General features: G+C 72.3%; 20 protein-coding genes. 15 read left to right on the top strand and 5 right to left on the bottom strand.

The features are described from left to right. The first annotated feature begins 4 nt into the window (after positions 1–4). From ACIO6U_RS30580 to ACIO6U_RS30555, 6 genes are all read left to right on the top strand, one after another. A complete protein-coding gene (locus ACIO6U_RS30580; protein WP_401724007.1) occupies positions 5–1,150 on the top strand; it encodes an aliphatic sulfonate ABC transporter substrate-binding protein in 1,146 nt (381 codons plus the stop codon). Positions 1,151–1,223: 73 nt separating this feature from the next. Next, positions 1,224–2,027 (top strand): ABC transporter ATP-binding protein, encoded by an 804-nt coding sequence (locus ACIO6U_RS30575; RefSeq protein WP_401724004.1) that lies wholly within the window; start codon positions 1,224–1,226, stop codon positions 2,025–2,027. Beyond that, entirely contained in the window at positions 2,014–2,949 is a 936-nt protein-coding gene (locus ACIO6U_RS30570) for an ABC transporter permease (protein WP_355338720.1), read from the top strand. Before ACIO6U_RS30575 ends, ACIO6U_RS30570 begins: the two co-directional genes overlap by 14 nt. Then, positions 2,949–3,701: a sirohydrochlorin chelatase gene (locus ACIO6U_RS30565; RefSeq protein ID WP_355338717.1), complete on the top strand. Its 753-nt coding sequence runs from the start codon at positions 2,949–2,951 to the stop codon at positions 3,699–3,701. Before ACIO6U_RS30570 ends, ACIO6U_RS30565 begins: the two co-directional genes overlap by 1 nt. A 212-nt stretch (positions 3,702–3,913) precedes the next feature. Further along, positions 3,914–6,163 (top strand): MMPL family transporter, encoded by a 2,250-nt coding sequence (locus ACIO6U_RS30560; protein WP_401724046.1) that lies wholly within the window; start codon positions 3,914–3,916, stop codon positions 6,161–6,163. A 258-nt stretch (positions 6,164–6,421) separates the two neighbouring features. After that, positions 6,422–7,444 carry a sigma-70 family RNA polymerase sigma factor gene (locus tag ACIO6U_RS30555; RefSeq protein ID WP_355338814.1) on the top strand — a complete coding sequence of 341 codons (1,023 nt, stop codon included), beginning with the start codon at positions 6,422–6,424 and terminating at the stop codon, positions 7,442–7,444. On the opposite strand, the gene ACIO6U_RS30550 is transcribed toward ACIO6U_RS30555, so the two are convergent. Continuing rightward, complete coding sequence (locus tag ACIO6U_RS30550; protein WP_188280389.1) at positions 7,403–7,624, bottom strand: STAS domain-containing protein; 222 nt, start codon at positions 7,622–7,624, stop codon at positions 7,403–7,405. The two genes, ACIO6U_RS30555 and ACIO6U_RS30550, sit on opposite strands and share 42 nt — an antisense overlap. A 342-nt stretch (positions 7,625–7,966) precedes the next feature. Between ACIO6U_RS30550 and ACIO6U_RS30545 the strand changes: the two genes are divergently transcribed. Beyond that, positions 7,967–8,833, top strand: coding sequence for an aminoglycoside phosphotransferase family protein (locus ACIO6U_RS30545; RefSeq protein WP_355338711.1), 867 nt, complete (start codon positions 7,967–7,969; stop codon positions 8,831–8,833). 169 nt (positions 8,834–9,002) lie between these two features. On the opposite strand, the gene ACIO6U_RS30540 is transcribed toward ACIO6U_RS30545, so the two are convergent. Further along, positions 9,003–9,713: an exonuclease domain-containing protein gene (locus ACIO6U_RS30540; protein ID WP_391048729.1), complete on the bottom strand. Its 711-nt coding sequence runs from the start codon at positions 9,711–9,713 to the stop codon at positions 9,003–9,005. A 125-nt stretch (positions 9,714–9,838) separates the two neighbouring features. After that, complete coding sequence (locus tag ACIO6U_RS30535; RefSeq protein WP_355338811.1) at positions 9,839–11,068, bottom strand: SAV2148 family HEPN domain-containing protein; 1,230 nt, start codon at positions 11,066–11,068, stop codon at positions 9,839–9,841. 275 nt (positions 11,069–11,343) lie between these two features. Between ACIO6U_RS30535 and glgX the strand changes: the two genes are divergently transcribed. The 5 genes from glgX to ACIO6U_RS30510 all read left to right on the top strand — a co-directional run bounded on the left by glgX (position 11,344) and on the right by ACIO6U_RS30510 (position 19,644). Then, positions 11,344–13,482 (top strand): glycogen debranching protein GlgX, encoded by a 2,139-nt coding sequence (glgX, locus tag ACIO6U_RS30530; RefSeq protein WP_355338705.1) that lies wholly within the window; start codon positions 11,344–11,346, stop codon positions 13,480–13,482. A 205-nt stretch (positions 13,483–13,687) separates the two neighbouring features. Continuing rightward, on the top strand, positions 13,688–16,210 hold the full coding sequence (gene treY, locus ACIO6U_RS30525) for a malto-oligosyltrehalose synthase (protein ID WP_401723998.1): 2,523 nt from the start codon (positions 13,688–13,690) through the stop codon (positions 16,208–16,210). A gap of 316 nt (positions 16,211–16,526) precedes the next feature. Next, the gene (locus ACIO6U_RS30520) at positions 16,527–17,477 is read left to right on the top strand and encodes a GNAT family N-acetyltransferase (protein WP_391163891.1); all 951 of its coding nucleotides are present in this window, start codon (positions 16,527–16,529) and stop codon (positions 17,475–17,477) included. A gap of 251 nt (positions 17,478–17,728) precedes the next feature. Continuing rightward, positions 17,729–19,495: a malto-oligosyltrehalose trehalohydrolase gene (treZ, locus tag ACIO6U_RS30515; RefSeq protein ID WP_401723994.1), complete on the top strand. Its 1,767-nt coding sequence runs from the start codon at positions 17,729–17,731 to the stop codon at positions 19,493–19,495. Then, positions 19,492–19,644: a hypothetical protein gene (locus ACIO6U_RS30510; RefSeq protein WP_223186409.1), complete on the top strand. Its 153-nt coding sequence runs from the start codon at positions 19,492–19,494 to the stop codon at positions 19,642–19,644. Before treZ ends, ACIO6U_RS30510 begins: the two co-directional genes overlap by 4 nt. A 16-nt stretch (positions 19,645–19,660) precedes the next feature. Here ACIO6U_RS30510 and ACIO6U_RS30505 read toward each other — a convergent pair whose 3' ends face one another. Together ACIO6U_RS30505 and zapE are read right to left on the bottom strand one after the other, a co-directional pair. Beyond that, a complete protein-coding gene (locus ACIO6U_RS30505; protein WP_355338694.1) occupies positions 19,661–20,635 on the bottom strand; it encodes a PPK2 family polyphosphate kinase in 975 nt (324 codons plus the stop codon). Positions 20,636–20,654: 19 nt separating this feature from the next. After that, positions 20,655–21,692, bottom strand: coding sequence for a cell division protein ZapE (zapE, locus tag ACIO6U_RS30500; RefSeq protein ID WP_391163888.1), 1,038 nt, complete (start codon positions 21,690–21,692; stop codon positions 20,655–20,657). Between the two features lie 181 nt (positions 21,693–21,873). Here zapE and ACIO6U_RS30495 point away from each other — a divergent pair, with 181 nt between their 5' ends. From ACIO6U_RS30495 to murC, 3 genes are all read left to right on the top strand, one after another. After that, complete coding sequence (locus ACIO6U_RS30495) at positions 21,874–22,635, top strand: pyrimidine reductase family protein (protein WP_355338688.1); 762 nt, start codon at positions 21,874–21,876, stop codon at positions 22,633–22,635. Between the two features lie 210 nt (positions 22,636–22,845). Beyond that, on the top strand, positions 22,846–23,313 hold the full coding sequence (locus tag ACIO6U_RS30490; protein ID WP_355338685.1) for an indole-3-glycerol phosphate synthase: 468 nt from the start codon (positions 22,846–22,848) through the stop codon (positions 23,311–23,313). Between the two features lie 261 nt (positions 23,314–23,574). Continuing rightward, the gene (murC, locus tag ACIO6U_RS30485; protein ID WP_401723989.1) at positions 23,575–24,969 is read left to right on the top strand and encodes a UDP-N-acetylmuramate--L-alanine ligase; all 1,395 of its coding nucleotides are present in this window, start codon (positions 23,575–23,577) and stop codon (positions 24,967–24,969) included. The last annotated feature ends 4 nt before the right edge of the window (positions 24,970–24,973 follow it).

The raw sequence follows: 24,973 nt of genomic DNA, 5'->3' as shown, positions 1-24,973 counted from the left end.
CCACGTGTCTGCCCAGTCCCGTCCCGTATCCCGCGCCCTCCGCCGCCGCAGACTCACCGCCGCGGCCGCCGCTCTGCCGATCCTGTTCGGCGCTCTCGCCGCCTGCGGCTACGGCTCCAACGACGACAAGTCGAGTGACGCGACGACCGCGCCGGCCGCCAGTGCCGGTGCCGACGCGAAGAAGCTCTCCGCCGACCAGGTCAAGATCGGCTACTTCCCGAACCTGACGCACGCCACCCCGCTGGTCGGCCTCAAGGAAGGCATCTTCCAGAAGGAACTGGGCGCCACCACGGTCAAGGAACTGACCTTCAACGCGGGCCCCGAGGAGATCGAGGCGCTCAACGCCGGTTCCATCGACATCGGCTGGATCGGCCCCTCCCCCGCGATCAACGGCTACACCAAGTCGAACGGCGCCAGCCTGAAGATCATCTCGGGTTCGGCGTCCGGCGGTGTGAAGCTCGTCGTCAACCCCGACAAGATCAAGACGCTGGACGACGTCAAGGGCAAGAAGATCGCCACCCCGCAGCTCGGCAACACCCAGGACGTGGCGCTGCTGAACTGGATCAAGACCAAGGGCTGGAAGGTCGACGCGCAGAGCGGCAAGGGCGATGTGTCGGTGGTCCGCACCGACAACAAGATCACCCCCGACGCGTACAAGCAGGGCTCCATCGACGGCGCGTGGGTGCCGGAGCCCACCGCGTCGAAGCTGGTCGCCGAGGGCGCGAAGGTGCTGCTGGACGAGAGCACGCTGTGGCCCGACAACAAGTTCGTGATCACCAATGTGATCGTGTCGCAGAAGTTCCTCAAGGCGCACCCGGACGTGGTCGAGGCGGTGCTGCGCGGTTCGGTGAACACCAACGCGTGGATCGCGGCCAACCCCGACAAGGCCAAGGCGGACGCGAACGACCAGCTCAAGAAGCTGACGCAGAAGGCGCTCCCGGCCAACGTCCTCGACCCGGCCTGGAAGTCCATCCAGGTGCTGGACGACCCGCTGGCGAAGACCGCGGGCGAGGAGGCGCAGCACGCCGTGGACGCCGGTCTGCTCAAGGCGCCGAAGCTCAACGGGCTGTACGACCTGACGCTGCTCAACAAGGTGCTCACGGCGGACGGCAAGCCGACGGTGGACGCCGCGGGGCTCGGCGCTCAGTAGCCCCGCCCGCGACACCCGCCCCCCGACGACCCGTAGCGGCGTCAACCGCACCCGCCCCGTAGGACCCCAGGAGGTGACACCCATGGCCGACACCCTCACCAGTGCCGACGCGCAGACCGCGGAGCCCGAGGCGTACGCCGCGCGGCTCGACCATGTGTCGAAGGCGTTCGGCAGGCCCGGCGCCCGGCAACTCGTGCTGGACGACATCACGCTCGACGTGCGGCCCGGTGAGTTCGTCTGCCTCCTGGGGGCCTCGGGGTGCGGCAAGTCCACCCTGCTCAATCTGGTCGCCGGACTCGACAAGCCGTCCGCGGGCGCCATCGCGGCGCCCGGCGGGCGGCCCGCCCTGATGTTCCAGGAACACGCGCTGTTCCCGTGGCTGACGGCGGGCAAGAACATCGAACTGGCCCTGCGGCTGCGGGGCGTGCCCCGTGAGGAGCGCCGCCCCGAGGCCGAGCGGCTGCTGGAGCTCGTACGGCTCGGCGGCGCGTACGGCAAGCGGGTGCACGAGCTGTCCGGCGGTATGCGGCAGCGCGTGGCACTGGCCCGCGCGCTCGCCCAGGACAGCCAACTGCTGCTGATGGACGAGCCGTTCGCGGCGCTGGACGCCATCACCCGCGATGTGCTGCACGACGAGCTGACCCGGATCTGGTCCGAGACCGACCTGTCGGTGCTGTTCGTGACGCACAACGTCCGGGAGGCGGTACGGCTCGCCGAGCGGGTCGTGCTGATGTCGTCGCGGCCGGGGCGGATCGCCCGTGAGTGGACCATCGACATCCCGCAGCCGCGCCGTATCGAGGACGCGGCCGTGGCGGACCTGTCCGTCGAGATCACCGAAGAACTGCGTGGGGAGATCCGCCGCCATGGCCAGCACTGAGACGTCCGCGCAAGGCGCCGTCCCGCTCGGGAAGACGGACGGGCCGGGCGCCGCGGACCGGCACGACCTGTCAGGGCTCGAAGCGGGCCTCGACGCGCTGGAGACCGTCGAGGTCCGGCGGGCGCCCTTCTGGGAGATCCTGTTCAAGAAGGTGCTGCCGCCGGTCACCGCGATCCTGCTGGTGCTGGTGGTCTGGCAGCTCGCGGTGTGGGGCGGTTTCTCCGACCCGACGAAGCTGCCCAGCCCGCACGCCGTCGGCCAGGCGCTGTCCGAGCGGTGGAACGAGGGCGACCTGCTCTCCATCATCTGGACCAGCGTGCAGCGCGGCCTGCTCGGCTTCGTCGCCGCGCTGGCCATCGGCACCCCGCTGGGCCTGCTGGTGGCCCGTGTGCCGTTCGTCCGGGCGGCGATCGGCCCGATCCTGTCCGGGCTCCAGTCGCTGCCGTCGGTGGCGTGGGTGCCCGCCGCGGTGATCTGGCTGGGCATCAACGACTCGGCGATGTACACGGTGATCCTGCTGGGCGCGGTGCCGTCGATCGCCAACGGCCTGGTGTCCGGCATCGACCAGGTGCCGCCGCTGTACCTGCGCGCAGGCCGCACCATCGGCGCGACCGGCCTGCGCGGCGCCTGGTTCATCCTGCTGCCCGCCGCGCTGCCCGGTTACGTCGCGGGCCTCAAGCAGGGCTGGGCGTTCTCCTGGCGCTCCCTGATGGCCGCCGAACTCATCGCGTCCTCACCGGACTTGGGCGTCGGCCTCGGCCGCTACCTGGAGAACATGCGCGAGGGTTCCGACATGGCCGGGGTCTTCCTCGGCATCCTGCTGATCCTGTTCGTCGGCATCGCCATCGACCAGATCATCTTCAGCCCGCTGGAGCGCTGGGTGCTGCGCAGCCGCGGCCTGACCGCCGGGGCCCAGCAGTAGTGCGCCCCGCCGCCCGGCCCCCCTTGGTCGTCATCGCGCACGGTTCCCGCGACCCGCGGCACGCCGAGACCGTGCGCGCGCTGACCCGGCGGGTCAGGGCGGCGCGGCCGGGTCTGCGGGTCGAGACCGGCTTCCTGGACTTCTGCGCCCCCTCGGTGCCCCAGGTGCTGGAACGGCTCGCGGCCGAGGGCGTACGGGAGACCGTCGCCCTTCCGCTGCTGCTGACCCGCGCCTTCCACGCCAAGGCCGACATCCCCGCCGTACTGCGGGACGCCCCCTCCCGGCTGCGGATCACGCAGGCCGACGTGCTCGGCCCGTCGCCGCTGCTGGTCGCCACCTTGGAGCGGCGGCTGACGGAGGCCGGGCTGCGGCCGGGCGACCGCGCCTCGACCGGTGTGGTGCTGGCCTCCGCGGGCTCCACCGACCCGGAGGCCAGGGCGGTGATCGCCGACATCGCGCGGGAGTGGCGGCGCACCGGATGGCGCGCCGTGCGGCCCGCGTTCGCCTCCGCCGCCCTGCCGCGCACCGAGGACGCCGTACGCGCGCTGCGCGCCGAGGGCGTCCGCCGGATCGCCGTGGCCCCGTACGTCATCGCGCCGGGCTTCCTGCCCGACCGGATCGCCCGCGGCGCGCGGGAGGCGGGCGCCGACGTGCTCGCGCCGGTGCTCGGCGCCGCGCCGGAGCTGGCCGAACTACTGCTGCGCCGGTACGACGAGGCGCTGCTGCCCGCGCGCCGACTGGTGTCGGTGTAAGGGCCAACTTCCCGGCCATGGTGGGGTTGTCCCCACCCCTGAGGGGGAGCCCGCCCTCCCGGAAGTCACCAGCAGGCCGGATGGGTCGGCGCCCCGCGTCCCCATAGCGTCATAGGCGTACGGAGCGGCCCCGGATCACCAGGTCAGGCCGCCACCCATGACGATCCTTCAAGGGGGACACCGTGAGTCGCTCAGGCGCACACGGCAGCAGGATGGGCATCGCGGCGGCTATGGGCGGTTGGAGCGCCCGGCACCGCTGGGCGGCGGTGGGCGGGTGGCTGCTCTTCGTCATCCTGGCGATGTTCGTCGGACAGTCGGCGGGCCGGGTCGACCTCGACCAGGACAAGTCGATGTCCGGCGAGATCAACCAGGCCGCCACGATAAAGGAGAACGCCGGGCTCAAGAGCGCGGCGGGCGAGATGGTGCTGATCCAGGCCAAGGGCTCGGGTCACGCGACCGACCCGGCCTTCCGCACCGCGGTCGCCGAGGTGATGACCGCGGTCAAGGGCACGGGCAAGGTCACCGCGGTCACCTCGCCCTATGACACCAAGGCCGTCTCCGCCGACCGGCGTTCGGCGCTGGTCCGCTTCGACATGCTCGGCCTGGCGGACGACGCGCCCGACAAGGTGCAGCCGGTCATGGACGCGGTGAAGAAGGTCCAGTCGCGCCACACGGACCTGCGGATCGAGGAATTCGGCGACGCGAGCGGCGGGAAGGTGCTCAACGACGCCTTCGGCAGCGACTTCAAGACCGCCGAGTTCTCCGCCGTGCCCGTGGCACTGGGCATCCTGCTGATCGCGTTCGGCGCGCTGGTCGCGGCGCTGCTGCCGGTGGCGCTGGCGATGACGGCGTTCATGGCCGCGGGCGGTGTGGTGGCGATGGTCAGCCACATCATCCCGATGAGCGACACCGCCAACTCCGTGATGCTGCTGGTCGGCCTGGCCGTCGGCGTCGACTACTGCCTGTTCTACCTGCGCCGCGAGCGTGAGGAGCGGGCCGCGGGGCACGACGGACAGACCGCGATCAAGATCGCGGCGGCCACCTCGGGGCGGGCCATCCTGATCTCCGGCATCACCGTGATCGTGGCCATGGCGGGCATGCTCTTCACCGGCATCGGTGACTTCAAGGCGATGGGCCTGGCCACGATGATCGTCGTCGCCATCGCGATGTTCGGTTCGGTCACCGTGCTGCCCGCGCTGCTGTCGCTGCTCGGCCACCGGGTCGAGAAGGGCCGCATCCCGTTCCTGAACCGCGGCCGGAAGAACACCGCCCGGCGCGCCGCCAACCCCAGCAGCCGCTTCTGGAAGACCGTCCTGGGCCCGGTGCTGAGCCACCCCAAGACCGCCACGGTGATGGCGGGCGGCGCGCTGCTGGTCATCGCGCTCCCCGCGTTCGGCATGAAGACCGCGAATCTGTCGATGCCGCAGGAACTGGGCAGCAAGCTGCCGATCATCCAGACCTACGAGCACATCAACGAGGCGTTCCCCGGCGGTCCCGACCAGGCCAACGTGGTCGTCAAGGCCGACGACATCAACGCCCCGGCGGTCAAGAAGGCCATCGCCGCCTTCCGCGCCGAGGCCGTGTCCTCGGGCGCCAGCAAGGGCCCGGTCACCCTGACCGTGCACGCCGCGCAGAACGTCGCCCAGATCGACGTACCGCTGGCCGGCGGCAGCGACCGCGCCAAGGCCCAGGACAACGTGCGGACGCTGCGCGACCACGTACGGCCCGACACGCTCGGCAAGGTCGACGGCCTCCAGGCGCCGGTGACCGGCGGGACGGCCGGGTCGATGGACTTCACGGCCAAGATCACCAGCAGTGTGCTGCCGGTCTTCGCCTTCGTGACCGTCTTCGCCTTCCTGCTGATGCTGCTGTCCTTCAGGTCGCTGACCATCGCGCTGACCTCGATCGTGCTGAATCTGCTCTCGGTGGGCGCGGCCTACGGCATCCTGTCCGCGGTCTTCCAGCACGGCTGGGGCGCGTCGCTGGTGGGCGCCACCGGTACGGGCGCGGTGGTGGCCTGGCTGCCGCTGTTCCTCTTCGTGATCCTGTTCGGGCTGAGCATGGACTACCACGTGTTCGTGGTCTCCCGGATCCGCGAGGCCAAGGTGCGCGGGATGAGCACCCGCGGCGCGATCGAGCACGGCATCACCACCACCGCGGGCGTCGTGACCAGCGCCGCCGTCATCATGGTCGCGGTGTTCGCGATCTTCGGGACGCTGTCCATGCAGAGCATGAAGCAGATGGGTGTCGGCCTGGCCTTCGCGGTGCTGATCGACGCGACCGTCATCCGCGGGGTGCTGCTCCCGGCCGTGATGAGCCTGCTCGGCGAGCGCAACTGGTACCTGCCGCGCTGGATGCACCGGCTGCCCGACATGACGCACGACGAGTCGACCCTGGCCCCGCCGCCGGTCGTCGCGCTGCCGGAGGAGCCGTACCGGGACCAGGTGCCCGACCGGGTCTGATCCCCGGCCAGGAGCCGGGGAGGTCCCTGGGACCTGTTCCCGGCCCGACCGGGGCCCCAGGACCTGTTCCCGGCCCGGCCCGGCCCGCCTCGGCCCGGCGCGAAAATTACCTCGGAAAATTCGGATCCCGCGTTTCTCCGCAGGTCACGGAGCCCCTGTCCCGCCCGGGACGGGGGCTCCGGCGCGTTCCGGGCGGTGTTCCGGGCCCCTTTTCCGGGCTCGTTGTCAGTGGGCGGGCCTAGTGTGGAAAGCGTGACCGTGAGAGAGAGCGAAAGCGCCGGGAGCGGTACCGCCCTGGCTGCCGACGAGGTGGAGCTCCGTCTTGAGGAGCACCGGGCAGAGCTGACCGGCTACTGCTACCGCATGCTCGGCTCGGTGTTCGAGGCCGAGGACGCCGTGCAGGAGACGCTGGTCCGCGCCTGGCGCGGGCAGCGTGGCTTCGAGGGGCGGGCCTCGTTCCGCTCCTGGCTGTACCGGATCGCGACCAATGTGTGCCTGGACAGTCTCAACGCGGGCAAGCGCCGGGCCCGCCCGATGGACCTGTCCCCCGCGTCGCACGCCGACGCGACGCTGCCCGCCGCCTCCCCGGAGAGCGTCTGGATCGAGCCGGTGCCCGACGTCCGCGCCCTGCCGTCCTCCGGCGACCCGGCCGATGTCGTGGTCTCCCGCGAGACGATCAAGCTGGCCTTCGTCGCCGCCCTCCAGCACCTGCCCGCTCGGCAGCGGGCCGTCCTGATCCTGCGCGAGGTGCTGGCCTGGAAGGCCAGCGAGACCGCGGAACTGCTCGGTACGACGGTGGCGTCGGTCAACAGCGCGTTGCAGCGCGCCCGCGCCACGCTCAGCGAGGCCGGGGTGAGCACGGCGGGGACCGACTACGCCAAGGCCGCCGCCGCGCCGATGGACGAGGCGCAGGAGAAGCTGCTCGCGCGCTATGTGGACGCCTTCGAGCGCTACGACCTCGATTCGCTGACCGCCCTGCTGCACGAGGACGTCACGCTGTCCATGCCGCCGTACGCCCTGTGGCTCCAGGGTCACCAGGACATACGCGACTGGTTCCTCGGCACCGGTATCGAGTGCAAGGACTCCCGGCTGCTGCCGGTGTGGGCGAACGGATCGCCCGGCTTCGGGCAGTACCGGTCGAACGGCCCGGAGGGCGGCCACCACCCGTGGGCGCTCCAGGTGCTGGAGATCACCGACGGCCGGATCACCGGCATCAACGCGTTCCTCGACACCGCGCACCTATTCCCGCTTTTCGGCCTCCCACTCGAACTGCCCCGCTAGCCCGGCGAGTTCGAGCAATTCGCGGAGTTCCGCGGTGGCGCCGCGCAACCGCACGGTGTGCCCGGTCCTGTGCGCGGCCAGCCCCAGCCGGGCGAGCGCGCCGATGGTGCCGGGCGCGCCGCCGGGGAGCCCGGTCACGTCCACGACCAGGGGTTCCGTCGGGCCGGGTGCCGCCGTCACAGTCTTCTCCGCCTCTCCTGGACCTGGCCCCCGGACGGGCCTTCATGGATACCGACCGGCCGGGCGGCCAGGATTCATCGCTGCGCGCCCGACGTATTCGGGCGTATTCACGGCGCATTCTCAGCCGGTGACGCGCGTTCAGGGGGCGCGCGGATGCGACACTGGCCTAGTTCCGCGCCGTTGACCGATGCTGTCGGCATATGCGGTACGGAAAGCGGCACGTCGGTGGGGCGGCGCGTGACACGGCGGGGGCGTACGAGGAGGGCGCGGGCGGGCGCGGCGGTACGGGACAGTGGACGATTCGGGACTGCGGGCGATTCGGCGAAGGGTTCGGGTTTCGGCATGGCGGACACGAGGGTGTTCACGCGGGAGCGGGCACGGGCGGTGCTGGATGCCGCCGGGCATCACGAGGCCGAGCTGCTCGCCTTCGGCGAGAACGCGGTCTACGCCGCCGGGCGTCTGGTGATCAAGATCGGCCGCAGCGCCGATCTGCTGGAGCGGGCCCGGCGCGAGGTGCGCACCGCCGACTGGCTGGCCAAGCACGATGTGCCCGCCGTGCGCTCGGCGGAGTCCGAAGTGCGGCTGGTGGACGGCCACCCGATCACGTACTGGCAGCGGCTGCCCGAGCCGCTGCGGCCCGCGGAGCCCGCCGATGTGGCGCCGCTGCTGCTGCTCGTGCACGCGCTGCCCGAGCCGGACTTCGGGCTGCCGCCGCGTGAGCTGCTCGGCGGGGTCGAGCGCTGGCTGCGGCTGGCCGGGGACGCGATCGATCCGGCGGACGCGGCGTATCTGCGCAATCGGCGCGACGGTTTCGCGACCGCCGCGGCCGAGCTCGTACCGCACCTGGAGCGCGGGCCGATCCATGGGGACGCGCTGCCGCGCAATGTGCACATCGGGCCCGACGGGCCGGTCCTGGTCGACCTGGAGACCTTCTCCTCCGACCTGCGCGAGCACGACCTCGTCGTCCAGGCGCTCAGCCGTGACCGCTACGGGGTGCCCGCGGCGGCGTACGACGCCTTCACCGCCGCCTATGGCTGGGACGTCACCGAGTGGCCCGGCATCACCGTCCTGCGCGGTGCCCGCGAGACCGCCAGTTGCGCCTGGGTCGCCCAGCACGCCCCCGCCAGCCCGGCCGCCCTCAACGAATTCCGCCGACGTGTCGCTTCGCTGAGAGCCGCCGACCCCACCGTCCGCTGGTACTCCTTCTGACCCCGCCCCACCGCGGCGGCCTTCAAGGAAGGCACCGCCCTCCCCCACCCCATCACCCCTTGCACGGCCCCCAGTTGACCGCGACGCACAGGTGAGCCGAAGAGGCGGCGCCTCTTCGATCCGCCGCAGCGGCGGGCCGCGGGTTGGCGGGTGACCGGCCCCGGAGGGGTCAGGCGGCGGAGACGCGCAGCGGCCAGGCGCGGTCGATGGTGGAGGCGTCGGCGGACCCCTTGCGGCGGAGCCAGGAGGCGAAGTCCTCGGCCCAGTCGGCGTACCAGCCGCGCTGCTCGTCGTAGAGGTCCCAGAGGTCGGCGTCGGCGACCTGGGGGTAGCGGGCGGCGAGGGCGCGGGCGACGCGGACGGCGGCGAGGGCGTCGGCGCCCGCTTCGTGCGCGCCGTCGAGGACGACACCGTAGACGCCGCAGGCGGCCTCCAGGGTGCGCTTGCCGCGCCGGTACTTGTCGAGGGCGCGGTCCATCACCAGCGGGTCGAGCACGGGCCCCGGGCGGGCCCCGGGAACGGCCAGCGGCGGCAGCGCGTACCGCCGCAACTCCTCGTCCAGCAGGGTGAGATCGAAGGGCGCGTTGTAGACGACGACGGGCACCCCGGCCGCCCAGTACCCCCGCAGGGCGTCGGCGATCTCGGCGACGACCTCCGGCGCCGGGCGCCCCTCGGCCGCCGCGCGGGCGGTGCTTATGCCGTGGATGGCGGTGGTCTCCTCGGGAATGGCGACGCCAGGATTGGCCAGCCACGCCCGGTGCCGTACCGGCTCCCCGTCCTTCACCTCGGTGACCGCCGCGGTCACGATCCGCGCCTGGCGCGGATCCGTCCCCGTCGTCTCCAGGTCGAACCCGACCAACAGCTCCTCATGCCATGCCATGGCGAGCATCCTTCCCACCCATTTCCCCGTAACCCCCGTGTGCCCTGCCATCATCGCGCGGACCACTGACAGCGCCGGACGGCGGGGTTCCGTTTTCCGGGGCGTCCCCGCCCCTCCCCCGGAGGTCACGACACGGGACGGGAATCCGTCCAGATGCCCTCGAACTCCTCGCGGTAGACCTCGAAGAGCCCGTGTTCCGCGGGCCCTTCCTCGGCGACCACCTGCCGGGACCCGCCGCGCAGCAGCAGCACCGGCACCTCCATGCCGCGGGCCCGCCGCAGATAGGACTGCACGACGGCCAGGCCGTCGCCGGTGTCGCCGTCGACGAGGTAGGCGGTGAAGCGCGGGGTCTCGTCGAAGACCCGGATCTCGAAGGCGTCGGGGTCCCGCAGCCGGGCCCGCACCCGGCGCATGTGCATGATGTTCATCTCGACCGACCGGGCCAGCTCACCGCGCCCCAGGCCCAGTTCCCGCTCGCGGCGGCGGACCGTACTGCTCGCGGGGTTGAGGAAGAGCAGTCTGACCCGGCAGCCGGACTCGGCGAGCCGCACCAGGCGCCGCCCCGAGTAGTTCTGCACCAGCAGATTGAGGCCGATGCCTATCGCGTCGAGCCGGCGCGCGCCGGAGAACAAGTCCTCGACGGGGAGCTGCCGTTGCAGCCGCACCCGGTCCGGGTAGACGCCGATGACATCGGAGTAGCGGTCGGCGACCAGGTCCTCGACGGCGTCCACCGGCAGCCGCTGCGCGGCCGTACGGGCGGGTCCCGCGCCCAGCAGCTCCAGCAGCTTGGCGGCGGCCCGCTCGGCCTGGTCCAGGACGGTCCTGGACAGCGCCCGGTTGCGCGAGACGACATGCCGGGCCACCTCCAGCTCGTCCAGGGCGAGTTCGAGGTCGCGGCGGTCGTCGAAGTACGGCTCGAAGCACGGCCAGTGCTGGACGACCAGTTCGCGGAGCTGGGGCAGCGTCAGAAAGCTGAGCACATTGTCGTCGGCGGGGTCGAGCAGGAAGCCCTTACGACGGCTCACTTCCCGTACGGCGACGGCCCGTTGCACCCATTCGTGCCCGGCCGGGCCCGCCGCGGCGACCACCCACTCCTCGCCGTGCACGGGCTCGTAGATCGGGCGCAGCACAGCGTTGACGACGGCGCGCAGGCGCTGTTCCACGAGGTTGAGCCATACGTAGGCCCGCCCGGCGCGCGTGGCGCGGGTGCGTACCTCCGACCAGGCTTCCGCGCCCCAGTCCAGCTCCGCTCCGATCTCCAGCGGCTGGGCGAGGGTGACCGCGCTCTGCACCGCCTCGGCGGCGGCACCGTCCGCGACCTGACGGTCCTCCTGATCTCCACCACCCGGGAGCATCAGACCTCCGGACGTCTCCACGCCACCCGCCTCCCACCCCCGTCCACGATCAAGGAAGGGTACTGCGGTGCAGGGTGCCCCGCAGCCCTGTTGACCCTACTTGACTACTACCGGACAAGCTCATCACCCTTGCGGTAGCTGGCTGTTGTGGCTTTGTCACCCTCGGGTGGACCAGGTGGGAGGATGCACTCTCGGCAACGAATTCGGCAACGAAGCTGGCCGGGTGCGCGGAATCGGTCCGCGCTCTCCCGGTCCGGGAGTGGAAGAGTCACGAGATGCAAGTCTGGCCGGGTCAGTCGTACCCCCTGGGTGCCACCTTCGACGGCGCGGGCACCAACTTCGCCGTCTTCTCCGAGGTGGCGTCCCGTATCGAGCTGTGCCTGCTGCACGACGACGGGTCGGAGACGGCCGTCGAGCTGCGCGAGGCGGACGCCTTCGTACGGCACGCCTACCTGCCGGGGGTGATGCCGGGTCAGCGGTACGGCTTCCGGGTGCACGGGCCCTACGACCCGCCCCGCGGCCACCGCTGCAACTCCGCGAAGCTGCTCCTCGACCCGTACGCCAAGGCGATGAGCGGCAGCATCGACTGGGACGAGGCGGTCTACGGCTACCGCTTCGGACAGCCCGACTCGCGCAACGATCTGGACTCCGCCCCGCACACCATGACGTCCGTCGTGGTGAATCCGTACTTCGACTGGGCCGACGACCGCGCCCCGCGGATCGATTATCACAAGACCATCATCTACGAGGCCCACGTCAAGGGCCTGACGATGACTCACCCGGGTCTGCCGGAGGAGATCCGCGGCACCTACGCGGCGCTGGCTCACCCGGCGGTGATCGGCCATCTGGTGGAACTCGGGGTGACGACACTGGAACTGATGCCGGTGCATCAGTTCATCCAGGACCACCGTCTGGTGGACGCGGGCCTCGCGAACTACTGGGGTTACAACACCATCGGCTTTTTCGCGCCGCACCATTCGTACTGCTCACTGGGTGACCGCGGGCAGCAGGTGCTGGAGTTCAAGACGGCGGTCCGCGCGCTGCACCGGGCCGGGATCGAGGTGATCCTGGACGTGGTCTACAACCACACGGCCGAGGGGAGCCACCTCGGGCCGACGCTGTCGCTGCGCGGCCTGGACAACGCCTCGTACTACCGGCTGGGCGGCGACAAGCGGTACTACACGGACACCACGGGCACCGGCAACAGCCTGCTGATGCGCAGCCCGCACGTCCTCCAGCTCATCATGGACAGCCTGCGCTACTGGGTCACCGAGATGCACGTGGACGGCTTCCGCTTCGACCTCGCGGCCACACTGGCCCGGCAGTTCCACGAGGTGGACCGGCTCTCGTCCTTCTTCGACCTCGTCCAGCAGGACCCGGTGGTCTCGCAGGTGAAGCTGATCGCCGAGCCGTGGGACGTCGGCGAGGGCGGCTACCAGGTGGGCAACTTCCCGCCGCTGTGGACCGAGTGGAACGGGAAGTTCCGCGACACGGTACGGGACCTGTGGCGCGGCGAGAGCGCCACGCTGGCCGAGTTCGGCTCCCGGCTGACCGGTTCCTCCGACCTCTACCAGGACGACGGCCGCCGCCCGTTGGCCTCGGTCAACTTCGTCACCTGCCACGACGGTTTCACGCTGCGCGACCTGGTGTCGTACAACGACAAGCACAACGACGCCAACGGCGAGAACAACCGTGACGGCGAGAGCTTCAACCGGTCCTGGAACTGCGGTACGGAGGGGCCGACGGAGGACGAGAAGGTGCGGTCGCTGCGCGGGCGGCAGATGCGCAACTTCCTCGCCACGCTGATGCTCTCGCAGGGCGTGCCGATGATCTCGCACGGCGACGAGTTCGGCCGCACCCAGAAGGGCAACAACAACGTCTACTGCCAGGACAACGAACTGGCGTGGGTGTCCTGGCCCGGCAAGCCGGACGACGGCGGGCCGAACGACGAGGCGCAGCAGTTGCACGAGTTCCTGCGCACGATGGTGTGGCTGCGGCGCGACCACGCCGTGTTCAGGCGGCGGCGCTTCTTCCACGGGCGGCCGGTCGAGGGCACGCACGACGAACTGTCGGACATCGCCTGGTTCACGCCCGAGGGGCAGGAGATGGCGCAGCGCGACTGGCAGGCGGCGCACGCCAGGTCGATGTCGGTCTTCCTCAACGGCAACGCGATCTCCGAACCGGGGCCGCGCGGCGAGCCGGTCACCGACGACTCGTTCCTGCTGATGGTCAACGCGGCGCCGAAGCCGCAGGAGTTCGTGGTCCCGGTCAACCACGGCTTGGAGTGGCAGCTCGTGGTGGACACCCAGTTGGCCGGGGGCGTCCCGCCGGGCACCGGCCAGCGCGTACAGGCCGGGGACCGGGTGGAGCTGGCCGACCGCAGCATGGTGGTGCTCCAGCGCCCGGCGCTGTAGCGGCCCGGCGGCGCGACGAGTGCTCCGCGTGAGGCGGCGCGGCCGGGGCTCCGCGTGAGGCGGCGCGGCAGGTGGCCCGCGGGTCGGCGGCGCGGCCGGCCTGCCACGGGGAAGGACGGGCCGCTTTCGGCGATACGGACGGCGTCCGGGGAGACCCGGGCGCGTTCGGCCGCTTCACGGCCGAATCCGGGGTAGAGAAGACCTCATGACCGGACTTCCCGTGACGCCCTCCGCCACCTACCGGGTGCAGGTGCAGCCCGGCTTCACCTTCGCCGACACCGCCGCGCACGTGCCGTACCTGGCCTCGCTCGGCGTCTCGCACCTGCATCTGTCGCCGATCCTCGAAGCGGTGCCCGGCTCCACCCACGGCTACGACGTGGTGGACCACTCGCGGGTACGCGAGGAGCTGGGCGGCGAGCAGGGCCTGCGGGCGCTGTCGCACACCGCCCGCGAGCACGGCCTCGGCCTGATCCTGGACATCGTCCCCAACCACATGGCGGTGCCCGCGCCCGAACACCTCAACGGCCCGCTGTGGGAGGTGCTGCGCGACGGTCCCGGCTCCGCGTACGCCGACTGGTTCGACATCGACTGGGCCGCGCTGGGCGGCAAGGTGCTGCTGCCCGTGCTGGGCGACCCCCTGCCCGACGTCCTCGGGCAGCTCTCGGTGGTCTCCGACAAGCGCGCGGGCGGCGAGGTGCTGCGCTACTACGACCACCGGTTCCCGCTGCGGCCGGGCACGGAGAATCTGCCGCTGCCGGAACTGGTGGAGGCGCAGTGGTACCGGCTGGCGTACTGGCGGCAGGCCCGCACCGAGCTGAACTACCGCCGCTTCTTCACGATCTCCGACCTGATCGCGGTCCGCGTCGAGCGGCAGGACGTCTTCGAGGCCACCCACGCGACCGTGCTGCGGCTGCTGCGCGAAGGCGTCGCCGACGGGCTGCGGATCGACCACCCGGACGGCCTCGCCGACCCGGCGGGCTATCTGCGCCGCCTGGCCGAGGCCAGCGAGGGGCGGTGGACGGTGGTGGAGAAGATCCTCCAGCGGGACGAGGCGCTGCCCGCCGACTGGGCGTGCGCGGGCACCACCGGGTACGACGCGCTCGACCGGATCGACGGGCTGTTCACCGACCCGGCGGGCGTCGCCGAAGTGACCGACTTCTACCGGGAGTTCACCGGCGTCGAGGACAGCCGCGGCGGCCGGTGGGAGCCGACCGCGCGGCGCGCCGCCCACCGCATCGTCGGCCACGACCTCGCCGCGGAGGTCTCCCGCCTCGCGGCGAGCGCACAGCGGGCGCAGGGCCCCGGCACGGGCGGCGGGACCGAGGGGGCGGGCGGGCCGGTAACAGCCGAGCACCGGGAAACCGACCCTTACACGGCGCCCTATGCGACGTCCGTGCTGGAGGAGGCGCTGCGCGAGCTGCTGGTCCGTATCCCGGTGTACCGCCCGTACGTGCGCCCCGGCACCCCGGCGACGCCCGGCGACACCCTGATGGTGACCGAGGCCGCCTCCAGTGCGGCGGAAAGCGCCGACGGGCGGCTCGCCCCGGCGATCGGCCTGCTGCGCGACCTGGCGCTCGGCCGCCCGGCCGAGGGCGCGACGGTGCCCGGTGAGGACGCCGACGACTTCGCCGTCCGCTTCGCGCAGGTCGCCTCCGCGCTGCACGCCAAGTCCGTCGAGGACACCGCCTTCTACCGCTACTCGCCGCTGCTGTCGCTGTGCGAGGTCGGCCGCAGCCCGGCGCATCCGGCGACGGCCCCGGAGGAATTCCACGCCTATTGCGCGCGGATCCAGCGCGACCACCCCGGCACCGGCACCGTCCTGTCCACGCACGACACCAAGCGCAGCGCCGACCTGCGGTTGCGACTGGCCGTCCTGTCCGAACTCCCCGACGCCTGGCGGGAGTGGATGGGCGCCCGCGAGGCCCGCGCCGAGCGGTCAGGCGACGCGCCCGCGCCCGACCGGCACACCGCGTACACCGTCTTCCAGACCGGCGTCGGCCTCGGCTTCTGCCACCCGGACCGGCTGGTGCCCGCCGCCCTCAAGGCGGTCCGCGAGGCGGGCCTGCACACCTCGTGGACCGAGCAGGACGAGGCGTACGAGAAGGCCGTCACCGACTTCACCGAGCAGGGCCCGTGCGGCGCGGGCGTCTACGACGTCGGCGAATTCGTCAACTCCCTCGCCCCGTACGCCGACGCCAACGCGCTCGGCGCGGCGCTGGTGCACCTGACGATGCCGGGGGTGCCCGACGTCTACCAGAACACCGAATTCCCGGTGTACACCCTGGTCGACCCGGACAACCGCGGCCCCATGAACGGGCCGGTCGGCGGGACCCAGCGGTTCGGCGTCGACCGCACCCTGGACGGCCTGCTGGACGGCGCCGCGCCGGGCTCCTTCGACGAGGCCAAGCTGCGCCTGACCGCGGTGGCGCTCCGGCTGCGGCGCGACCGCCCCGAGTGGTACGGCCCGAGCGCCTCCTATATCCCCCTCGTCGCGCAGGGTCCTGCCGGTGACCACTGCCTCGCCTTCCTGCGCGGCGGCTCCGCCCTCACCGTCGTCACCCGGCTCTCCGCCCGCCTCGCCGCGGCGGGCGGCTGGCGCGAGGCGTCGCTGCCGCTCCCTCCGGGCCGCTGGCACGACCGCCTGGGCGGCGGGACGTACGAGGGCGCGGCCCCGCTGGCCGAACTGCTGGGCCGCAGCCCTGTGGCCCTGCTGACCCCGGAGAGGTGAGCGCGGAGAGGTGAGCCCGGCGGGGTGAGCCCGGCGGGGTGAGCCCGGCGGGGTGAGCCCGGCGGGCTGAGCCGCCCACGCCCGCTCCCGCGCACCCGCGTCGACATCCCGACAAGGCCGCCGCGTAATAACCGGTGGCCTTGTCGGCCGTCGCCCGCCTAGGGTGCTGATCACGCCCATGACCGGACGAGAAGGAGGCGAGAGCGATGACGTACATCACTGTGCCGCGCTCCCGCCCCTCCGCAGGGCGTCCGTAGATCCACGGGGAGATGGTCCCGGGAGCGCTCCGTCGAACTCCCGAAGGAATCGCTTCACCATGTCCGATCTGGTTTTCCGCCCGCTGGTCGCGGGCGAGTCCGCCCTGTTCAACTCCCTTGCCGAGACGGCATCCGGCACGCGTACCGGCACCGGTGACGCGTTCGTCGGCCGCGCCCTGCTCGGCCAGTCCTTCGCGACCCTCGACGCGGGCGGCGAGTACCGGCCCGAGTGGTCGTGGGTCGCGCTGCGCGGCGCGAAGGTCGTCGCGCGGGCCGCGTGGTGGGCCAAGCCCGAGGACAGCGAGCCGCTGGCCCTGGACTGGTTCGACTTCGCCGAGGGCGAAGCCGAGGCGGCCACCGAACTGCTGCGCGCCGCGCCGCTGAACACCGAGTACAGCCTGCTGCTGCCGCCCGACTGGCGCGAGCGCCCCGACGTGACGGCGGCGGCGCGGAGCCGCGCGGCGGCCGTCGAGGCCGCGGGACTGCGCGAGTTGGTCGAGCGGTACCGCTACGAGTGGACGGCGGACTGCCCGCTGCCGCCGCGCACCGGGCGTCTTGAGTACCGGCCCGAGCCGGACGACACCGCCTTCCGGGCCGTCATGGCCCGCATCATGGAGGGCACTCTCGACGCCCACGACCGCCGGATGATCGCCGAACAGGGCCTGGAGGCCGCCCTCGACGAGACCATCGGCATCTTCGACTGGTTCCCCTCGCCCGCCGACTGGCGGCGGGTGGCGTACACCCCGGACGGCGAGGTGGCCGGGCTGCACGTGCCCGCGCGCAATCCGGCCGGCCCGTGCATCGGCTTCATCGCCGTGGTGCCCGAGCAGCGGGGCCGCGGTTACTCGTACGACCTGCTGGTCGAGTGCACTCACGACCTGGTCGACCGCGGCGCGGTCAAGGTCGCGGCGGCCACCGACCGGACGAATGTCCCGATGGCGCGGAATTTCGCGAAGGCGGGGTATCCGATCGTTCAGGAGCGGATCGACTTCGTCCCCGACGCAGTGTGATGTTCCCCCGCTGATCCGCTCGCGGTGATGCGGGAGGCCGTTCCGTGGGCATGCATGTGCCCGGGGTCCGTGGCGCGGCCACGGCCCCGGGCACCCGCGAGGAACGGCCTCGGGGGCGCCCGCACAGAAGACCGCCGTACAGAAGACTGCCGTACAGAAGACTGCCGTACCGCCGTACAGAAAACCGCTGTACGGAGAACTTCCGCGCGGAAGACCGCCGCGCGGAAGACCGAAGACGCTGAACGAACCGGATGACGAGACGGGAGCCGTGGGTGCTGTTCGAGGTGTGGGCGCCGGATGCCCAGCAGGTGGAGATCCTGATCGACGACCGCACACGGCACGGCCTCGGCCCCGACCCGGCGCGGGCCGGCTGGTGGCGCGCGGAGGTGTCCGCCGGGCCGGGCACGCGGTACGCGTATCTGCTCGACGGCGGTCCGCCGCTGCCCGATCCGCGCTCGCGCCGCCAGCCGGAGGGCCCGGACGGGCCGAGCGCCGTCGTCGACCACGACGCGTTCGCCTGGACGGTGCCGTGGCCGGGCCGCGCGCTGCCCGGCGCGGTGGTCTACGAACTGCACGTCGGCACCTTCACCCCCGAGGGCACCTTCGACGCGGCGATCGAGCGGCTGCCGCACCTGGCCCGGCTGGGCATCACGCACATCGAGCTGATGCCGGTGTGCCCGTTCCCCGGCACCAACGGCTGGGGGTACGAGGGCGTGTCGCTGTGGGCGGTGCACGAGCCGTACGGCGGCCCCGAGGGAATGAAGCGATTTGTCGACGCGGCGCACAAGCAGTGCCTGGGCGTCGTCCTCGACGTGGTCCACAACCACCTGGGCCCGTCGGGCAACCATCTGCCACCGTTCGGCCCGTACTTCACCGACCGGCACCACACCCCCTGGGGCGACGCGGTCAATCTGGACGCGCCCGGCTCCGACGAGGTGCGGGACTTCCTGATCGGCAGCGCGCTGTCGTGGCTGCGCGACTACCGGCTCGACGGGCTGCGGCTCGACGCCGTCCACGCGCTGGTGGACACGCGCGCCCTGCACTTCCTCGAGGAGCTGTCGACGGCCGTGGACGGGCTGTCAGCCGCGCTCGGCCGCCCGCTGTTCCTGATCGCCGAGTCCGATCTGAACGACCCGCGGACGACGGCCCCGCGCCAGGCGGGCGGCCTCGGACTGCACGCCCAGTGGAGCGACGACTTCCACCACGCCCTGCACGCGGCCGTCACCGGCGAGGCGCAGGGCTATTACGCGGATTTCGCCGCCGCCGGGCCCGGCGCGGTGGCCAAGACGCTCACCGGGGGCTTCTTCCACGACGGCAGTTGGTCCTCCTTCCGCGGCCGGCACCACGGCCGCCCGCTGGACCGGGCCGCCGCGCCCGCCCACCGGCTGCTGGGCTACGCGCAGACGCACGACCAGATCGGCAACCGCGCGACCGGCGACCGGCTCACCCCTGACCAGCTCACCGTGGCCGCGGCCCTCGTCCTGACCTCGCCGTTCACCCCGATGCTCTTCATGGGCGAGGAGTGGGGCGCGGGCACGCCCTGGCAGTTCTTCACCGACCACGACGACCCGGAGCTGGGCGCGGCCATCACGCGCGGGCGGCGCCGCGAATTCGCCGACCACGGCTGGGCGGAGGAGGACGTGCCCGATCCGCAGGACCACGCGACCCGGGACCGCTCGTGCCTGGACTGGGCCGAGCCGGACAAGGCGGGGCACCGCGAGCTGCTGGAGTGGTACCGCGGGCTGATCGCGCTGCGCAGGTCGGAGCCCGCCCTGACCGATCCCCAGCTCGACACGGTCGCGGCGACCGCGGGCGGCCGGACGCTGCGGCTGGCCCGCGGCCCCTTCCGTACGGTCGTGAACTTCTCCGACGCGCCCGCGCGGGTGCCGCTGGACGTGCCGTGCGAGGTGGTGCTGGCCCGGCCGTCGTGCAAGGTGCTGCCGGGCCCGGACGCGGCCGTCCAGCTTCCGCCCCGGGGGGCCGCCGTGCTGCGCGCCCGCGTTACGGTGAACGGGTGACACAGACGACCCCGACGCCCGACGCGGAAGCCCTCGCGGACTGCGTGCTGTGCGGCGAGCCGACCGAGTATCCGGCGAGCACGCGCGGCGCGACGTACTGCCCGGTGTGCGAGTGGCAGGAGGCGCAGCGCACCGCGTGCTCCGGCTAGGACCGGGGCACGCGGGTCAGGTCTTGAGGAGCGCGACGCGGTTCTCCTCAATGTCGAAGTCGGCCTTCGGATAGGCCGGGTCGATCAGTTCGAGGTGTTCGAGCAGCAGCTTGGCGACCGCCCAGTTCCGGTACCACTTGCGGTCGGACGGCACGACGTGCCAGGGCGCGGCGTCGGTCGAGCAGCGCTCCAGGGCCACCTCGTACGCCTTCTGGTACGCGGGCCACAGCGCGCGCTCGCTGATGTCACCGGGGTTGAACTTCCAGTGCTTGTCCGGGTTGTCGAGCCGCTTCAGCAGCCGCTCGCGCTGCTTGTCGTAGCTGATGTGCAGGAAGACCTTGACGACGGTGACGCCGTCGTCGGCGAGCGACTGCTCGAAGCGGTTGATGACGCTGTAGCGGCGGCTCCAGGTGGCGCGCGGCACGAGGTCGCGCACGCGGGCGATCAGCACGTCCTCGTAGTGCGAACGGTCGAAGACGCCCAGCTCGCCGGGCCGGGGCAGCGCGCGGCGGATGCGCCACAGGAAGGGGTGCTGACGCTCCTCCTCGGTGGGCGCCTTGAACGCGGTGACGCGGATGCCCGACGGGTTCAGCCCGGAGGACACGTGCTTGACGGTGCCGCCCTTGCCCGAGGTGTCCATGCCCTGGAGCACCAGCAGCACGCAGTGCGGGTCGCCCGCGGTGCTCTGCGCCCACAGCCGCTCCTGGAGCTCGGCCAGCCGGGCGCGCAGCTCCGCGGTCGCGGCCAGGGCCGTCGCCTTGTCGCGCGGGCCGCCGGGGGTCGCGGAGGGGTCGTACGCCCGCAGGTTGACCGGTCCGCCGCCGGGCGGCACGCGCAGCAGGGAGCGCAGGCCCGGGTCCTTCTGCGCCTTCTTGGCGGCGGCGTCGGCGTGCTTGCCGCCCCGGCCGTCCTCGTGCGCGTGCCGGTCCACGTGCGCGTGCTCGGCGCCGTGCTTGCCCTTGCCCTTGTCCTTGCTCCCGCTCTTGGCCATGCACCGATCCTGCGCCGGATCAGCGGTCTCCGCCAGTGCCGGTCAGCTTCTCGGCGTCCCGCGCGAGCGCGGTGAGCCGGGAGACGGCGCGGAAGTACTTCTTGCGGTAGCCGCCCGCCAGCATGTCCTGGCCGAAGACGCGGTCGAAGGGCACGCCGGAGGCCAAGACCGGGATCTCGCGGTCGTAGAGCCGGTCGGCGAGCACCACCAGGCGCAGCGCGGTCGCCTGGTCGGTGACGGGTTCCACGCCGCGCAGGAAGACGGCGCCGACGCCGTCGCAGAGCGCGCCGTAGCGGCTGGGGTGGACGGTGGCCAGGTGCGCGGCCAGCGCGCCGAAGTCGTCGAGCGCGGCGCCGGGTGTGACGGCCGCGGCGGCGGTGACCTGCTCGTCGGTGTGCGGGGTCGGCGCCTCGGGCAGGCCGCGGTGCCGGTAGTCCTCGCCGTCGATCCGCAGGCTGGTGAAGCGGGCGGACAGGCCCTGGATCTCCCGCATGAAGTCGGCGGAGGCGAAGCGGCCCTCGCCGAGCTTGCCGGGCAGCGTGTTCGACGTCGCCGCCAGCCGTACACCCGCGTCGGCGAGCTTGCCGAGGAGCGTGGACACCAGCACAGTGTCGCCCGGGTCGTCCAATTCGAACTCGTCGATGCAGACCAGCCGGTGGTCGCTGAGCGCCGCCACCGCGTGCTGGAAGCCGAGGGCGCCGACCAGATTGGTCAGCTCCACGAACGTGCCGAACGCCTTGCGCTCGGCGGGCGCCGGGGTGGCGTGCCACAGCGACGCCAGCAGGTGGGTCTTGCCGACGCCGTAACCGCCGTCGAGGTAGACCCCGCCGGGGCCGCCGGGCGCGGGTGCCTCCCGCCGGAACCACCGCTTGGGCGTCGGCGCGGCCGTCAGCGACGCCGCGAAACCGGCCAGGGCCCGTACGGCCGCGGCCTGGCTGGGCTGATTCGGGTCGGGCACGTAGGTCTCGAACCTGACGCCGTCGAACCGCGGCGGCGGCACCATCTCCGCCACCAATCGCTCCACCGGCACATGCGGCGTGCGCGCGCTGAGTGACACGGGCCCGCCATCGCCGCCTATCGCGGCACTCCCAGACGAAACGACAGAGGTCGACACAGCTCACCAGCGTAGTGCCTCCCGGTTCCGCCCCCGCCGGCATGTGTCCGACCCCACGCGTACGGGAGCGGCGGGCCGAGGGCGCCGACCGGCCCGTAGCGGCGCGGCGTGGGAGACTTCGGGGATGCGACGGCTCTATCCCGTAGCGGGAGCGAACGATTCGGCCGGGCTGGAGACCCCGCTCGGTCTGGCGGACGCGTACGCGTACCCCGAACGGGGAGCGGGCCCGTACCTCCGGGCCAACATGGTGTCGTCGCTGGACGGCGCGGCCCGGTACGACGGCAGGTCGGCGCCGCTGTCGTCGGAGGCGGACATGCGGGTCTTCGGCGTGCTGCGCGCACTGGCCGACGTGGTGCTGGTGGGTGCGGAAACGGTTCGCCTGGAGGGCTACCGGCCCGCGAGGGCCCGCGAGGTGTTCGCGGCGCGCAGGGCGGCCGACGGCCAGACCCCGGCCGCCGCCGTCGCGGTGATCAGCCGCGGACTCGATCTGGACTTCACGACACCGCTGTTCACCGCGCCGGTCACCCCCACCCTGGTGCTGACCGGCGCGTCGCCGCCCGCCGACCGTGTCGCCGCCGCCCGCGCGGCGGGCGCCCATGTGGTCGTCGCGGGCGACGGCGAAGGCGTCGACCCGGTCCGCGCGGTGCGCGAGTTGGCCGCGCTGGGCCACACGCGGCTGCTCCACGAGGGCGGCCCGCGAGTCCTCGCGCAGTTCGCCGCGGCCGACACGCTGGACGAACTGTGCCTGACCGTCGCCCCGGTGCTCGGGGGCGGCGACGCGCCCCGGATCATGCACGGCCCCGACGTTCCGGGCCCGGCCCGCCTCGTCCCGCGCTCCGTCCTGGAGGAGGACGGCTTCCTGTTCACCCGTTACGTCCGGGCCTGACCGCCCGACCGTCCCACCGACACCCCTCATGCCACCCACCTGACCAGCGGCGCGCCGCACGGTGGAACCGCGACCGAAAAAAGCGGATTCCCTCGTTCCGTTTTGCTCCGCGCGGGAACACTTACCCGAGTGCCCCGCGAAGATCGGGGCAGGATTGTTCCAACGCCGGCCCGGTGGCCCCGACGAAGCACGAGAAAGAAGGACGCGTCCGTGTTCACGACCGTACTCATGATCGAGAAGCCGCTCGCACCGGCCGACGTGGAGCTCGTCACCTCTCTCCACGGCGACGAGCAGGTCTCCTTCGTCGTGCTCATGCAGCCACGCGGCGACCAGGACCGGCTGTTGCGGGCCGTGGACGACGTGGCGCTCGGCTATCTGGATGACGCCGCGCACGAGGACCGCGAGCCGGAGGGCGACGACGCCACCCCGGTCGCGGAGCGGGCCCTGGCGCACTCCCTGGAGGCGCTGCGCGCCTCCGGCGCGGAGGCGGTGGGCCGGATCGTCGACAAGCACCCGCTCGACCTGCTGCGCACGGTCGTCGAGGAGACCAACGCCGACGAGGTCATCGTGCTCACCGCGCCGCACTTCGTGGAGGAGTTCTTCCACCGCGACTGGACGTCGCGGGCGCGGCACAAGGTGGGGGTGCCGGTGCTGAAGCTCTTCGCCGAGCACGATTAGGCGCAGCGCGCGATGAGGCGCCGAGCGCGATGAGCCGCAGGGCACGATGAGGCGGCGCCGCGCCACCCGGCGGCTCGGGCGTCGTGTGTCCCGGGCACCCCTTGCAGAAACGTCTCGCCGGGCGGGGGGTGCCATGGGCGCGCGGTCAGGGTCGGCGCGCGGTGCCACGGGCGCGCGGGCAGAGTCGTCCGCCCGCCCGGAGGTGCGAGAATCAGGACCCGGTCAATAAACGAACCACGCACATCTCCGGGAGACCTCCGTATGAGCCCGTCCGTTCCCCCCGCCATGGACCGACCGCACTTCATCGGCATCGGCGGCGCCGGAATGTCGGGGATCGCGAAGATCCTCGCGCAGCGCGGGGCGCGGGTGGCGGGCAGTGACTCACGTGAGTCGGAGACGGCGGGCGCGCTGCGCGCGCTCGGCGTGACCGTGCACATCGGCCACGACGCGGCGCACCTGGCACAGGACGCCACCTCGGTGGTCGTCTCCAGCGCGATCCGCCCGGAGAATCCGGAGCTGGCGGCGGCCCGCGAGCGCGGCGTCCCCGTGGTGCACCGCAGTGACGCGCTGGCCGCGTTGATGGAGGACACCCGGCCGATCGCGGTCGCGGGCACCCATGGCAAGACCACCACCACCTCGATGCTGGCGGTCGCGCTGACGGCGCTCGGCAGCGAGCCGTCGTACGCGATCGGCGGCGACCTGGACGCGCCCGGCTCGAACGCGCACCACGGCGGCGGCGAGATCTTCGTCGCGGAGGCCGACGAGAGCGACCGCAGCTTCCACACGTACGCGCCCGAGGTCGCGATCATCCTCAACGTGGAGCTCGACCACCACGCCAACTACGCCTCGATGGACGAGATCTACGACTCCTTCGAGACCTTCGTGGGGAAGATCCGCCCCGGCGGCACACTGGTGATCTCCGCCGACCAGCCGGGCGCCGTCGAGCTGACGAAGCGGGTACGGGACATCGGCGGTCTGACGATCGTGACGGTCGGCGAGGCCGAGACCGCCGACGTACGCATCACGAAGGTCAACCCGCGCGGGCTGACCAGCGAGGTCACCGTCGTCATCGACGGCCGCCCGCTGACCTTCACCGTCTCCGTGCCGGGCCGCCACTACGCGCACAACGCCGTCGCCGCGCTCGCCGCGGGCACCGCGATCGGCGCCCCGACCCGGAATCTGGCCTCGGCCCTCGCGAAGTACACCGGCGTCAAGCGGCGCCTCCAGCTCAAGGGCGAGGCGGCGGGCGTCCAGGTCATCGACTCCTACGCCCACCACCCGACCGAGATGGCCGCCGACCTGGAGGCGATCCGCGGCGCCGCCGGGGACGCCCGCGTCCTGGTCGTCTTCCAGCCGCACCTCTTCAGCCGCACCCGCGAGCTGGCCACCGAGATGGGCGCCGCCCTCGCCCTCGCCGACGCCTCCGTCGTCCTCGACATCTACCCGGCCCGCGAGGACCCGATCCCCGGTGTGACCAGCGCACTCATCATCGACGCGGCCCGCGCGGCGGGCGCCGACGTGACCGCGGAACACGACAAGCAGGCGGTACCGGACGTGGTCGCAGGAATGGCGAAGCCGGGTGATCTCGTTCTCACCATGGGCGCGGGCGACGTGACCGACCTCGGTCCCCTGATTCTCGCCCGCCTCGGCAGCTGAGGAG

Source organism: Streptomyces sp. NPDC087422 (assembly GCF_044744145.1).
In the GTDB taxonomy this organism is placed as follows: Bacteria; Actinomycetota; Actinomycetes; order Streptomycetales; family Streptomycetaceae; genus Actinacidiphila.
The sequence above is the reverse complement of the archived record's forward strand: the minus strand, read 5'-3'. Positions and strand labels throughout refer to the sequence as shown.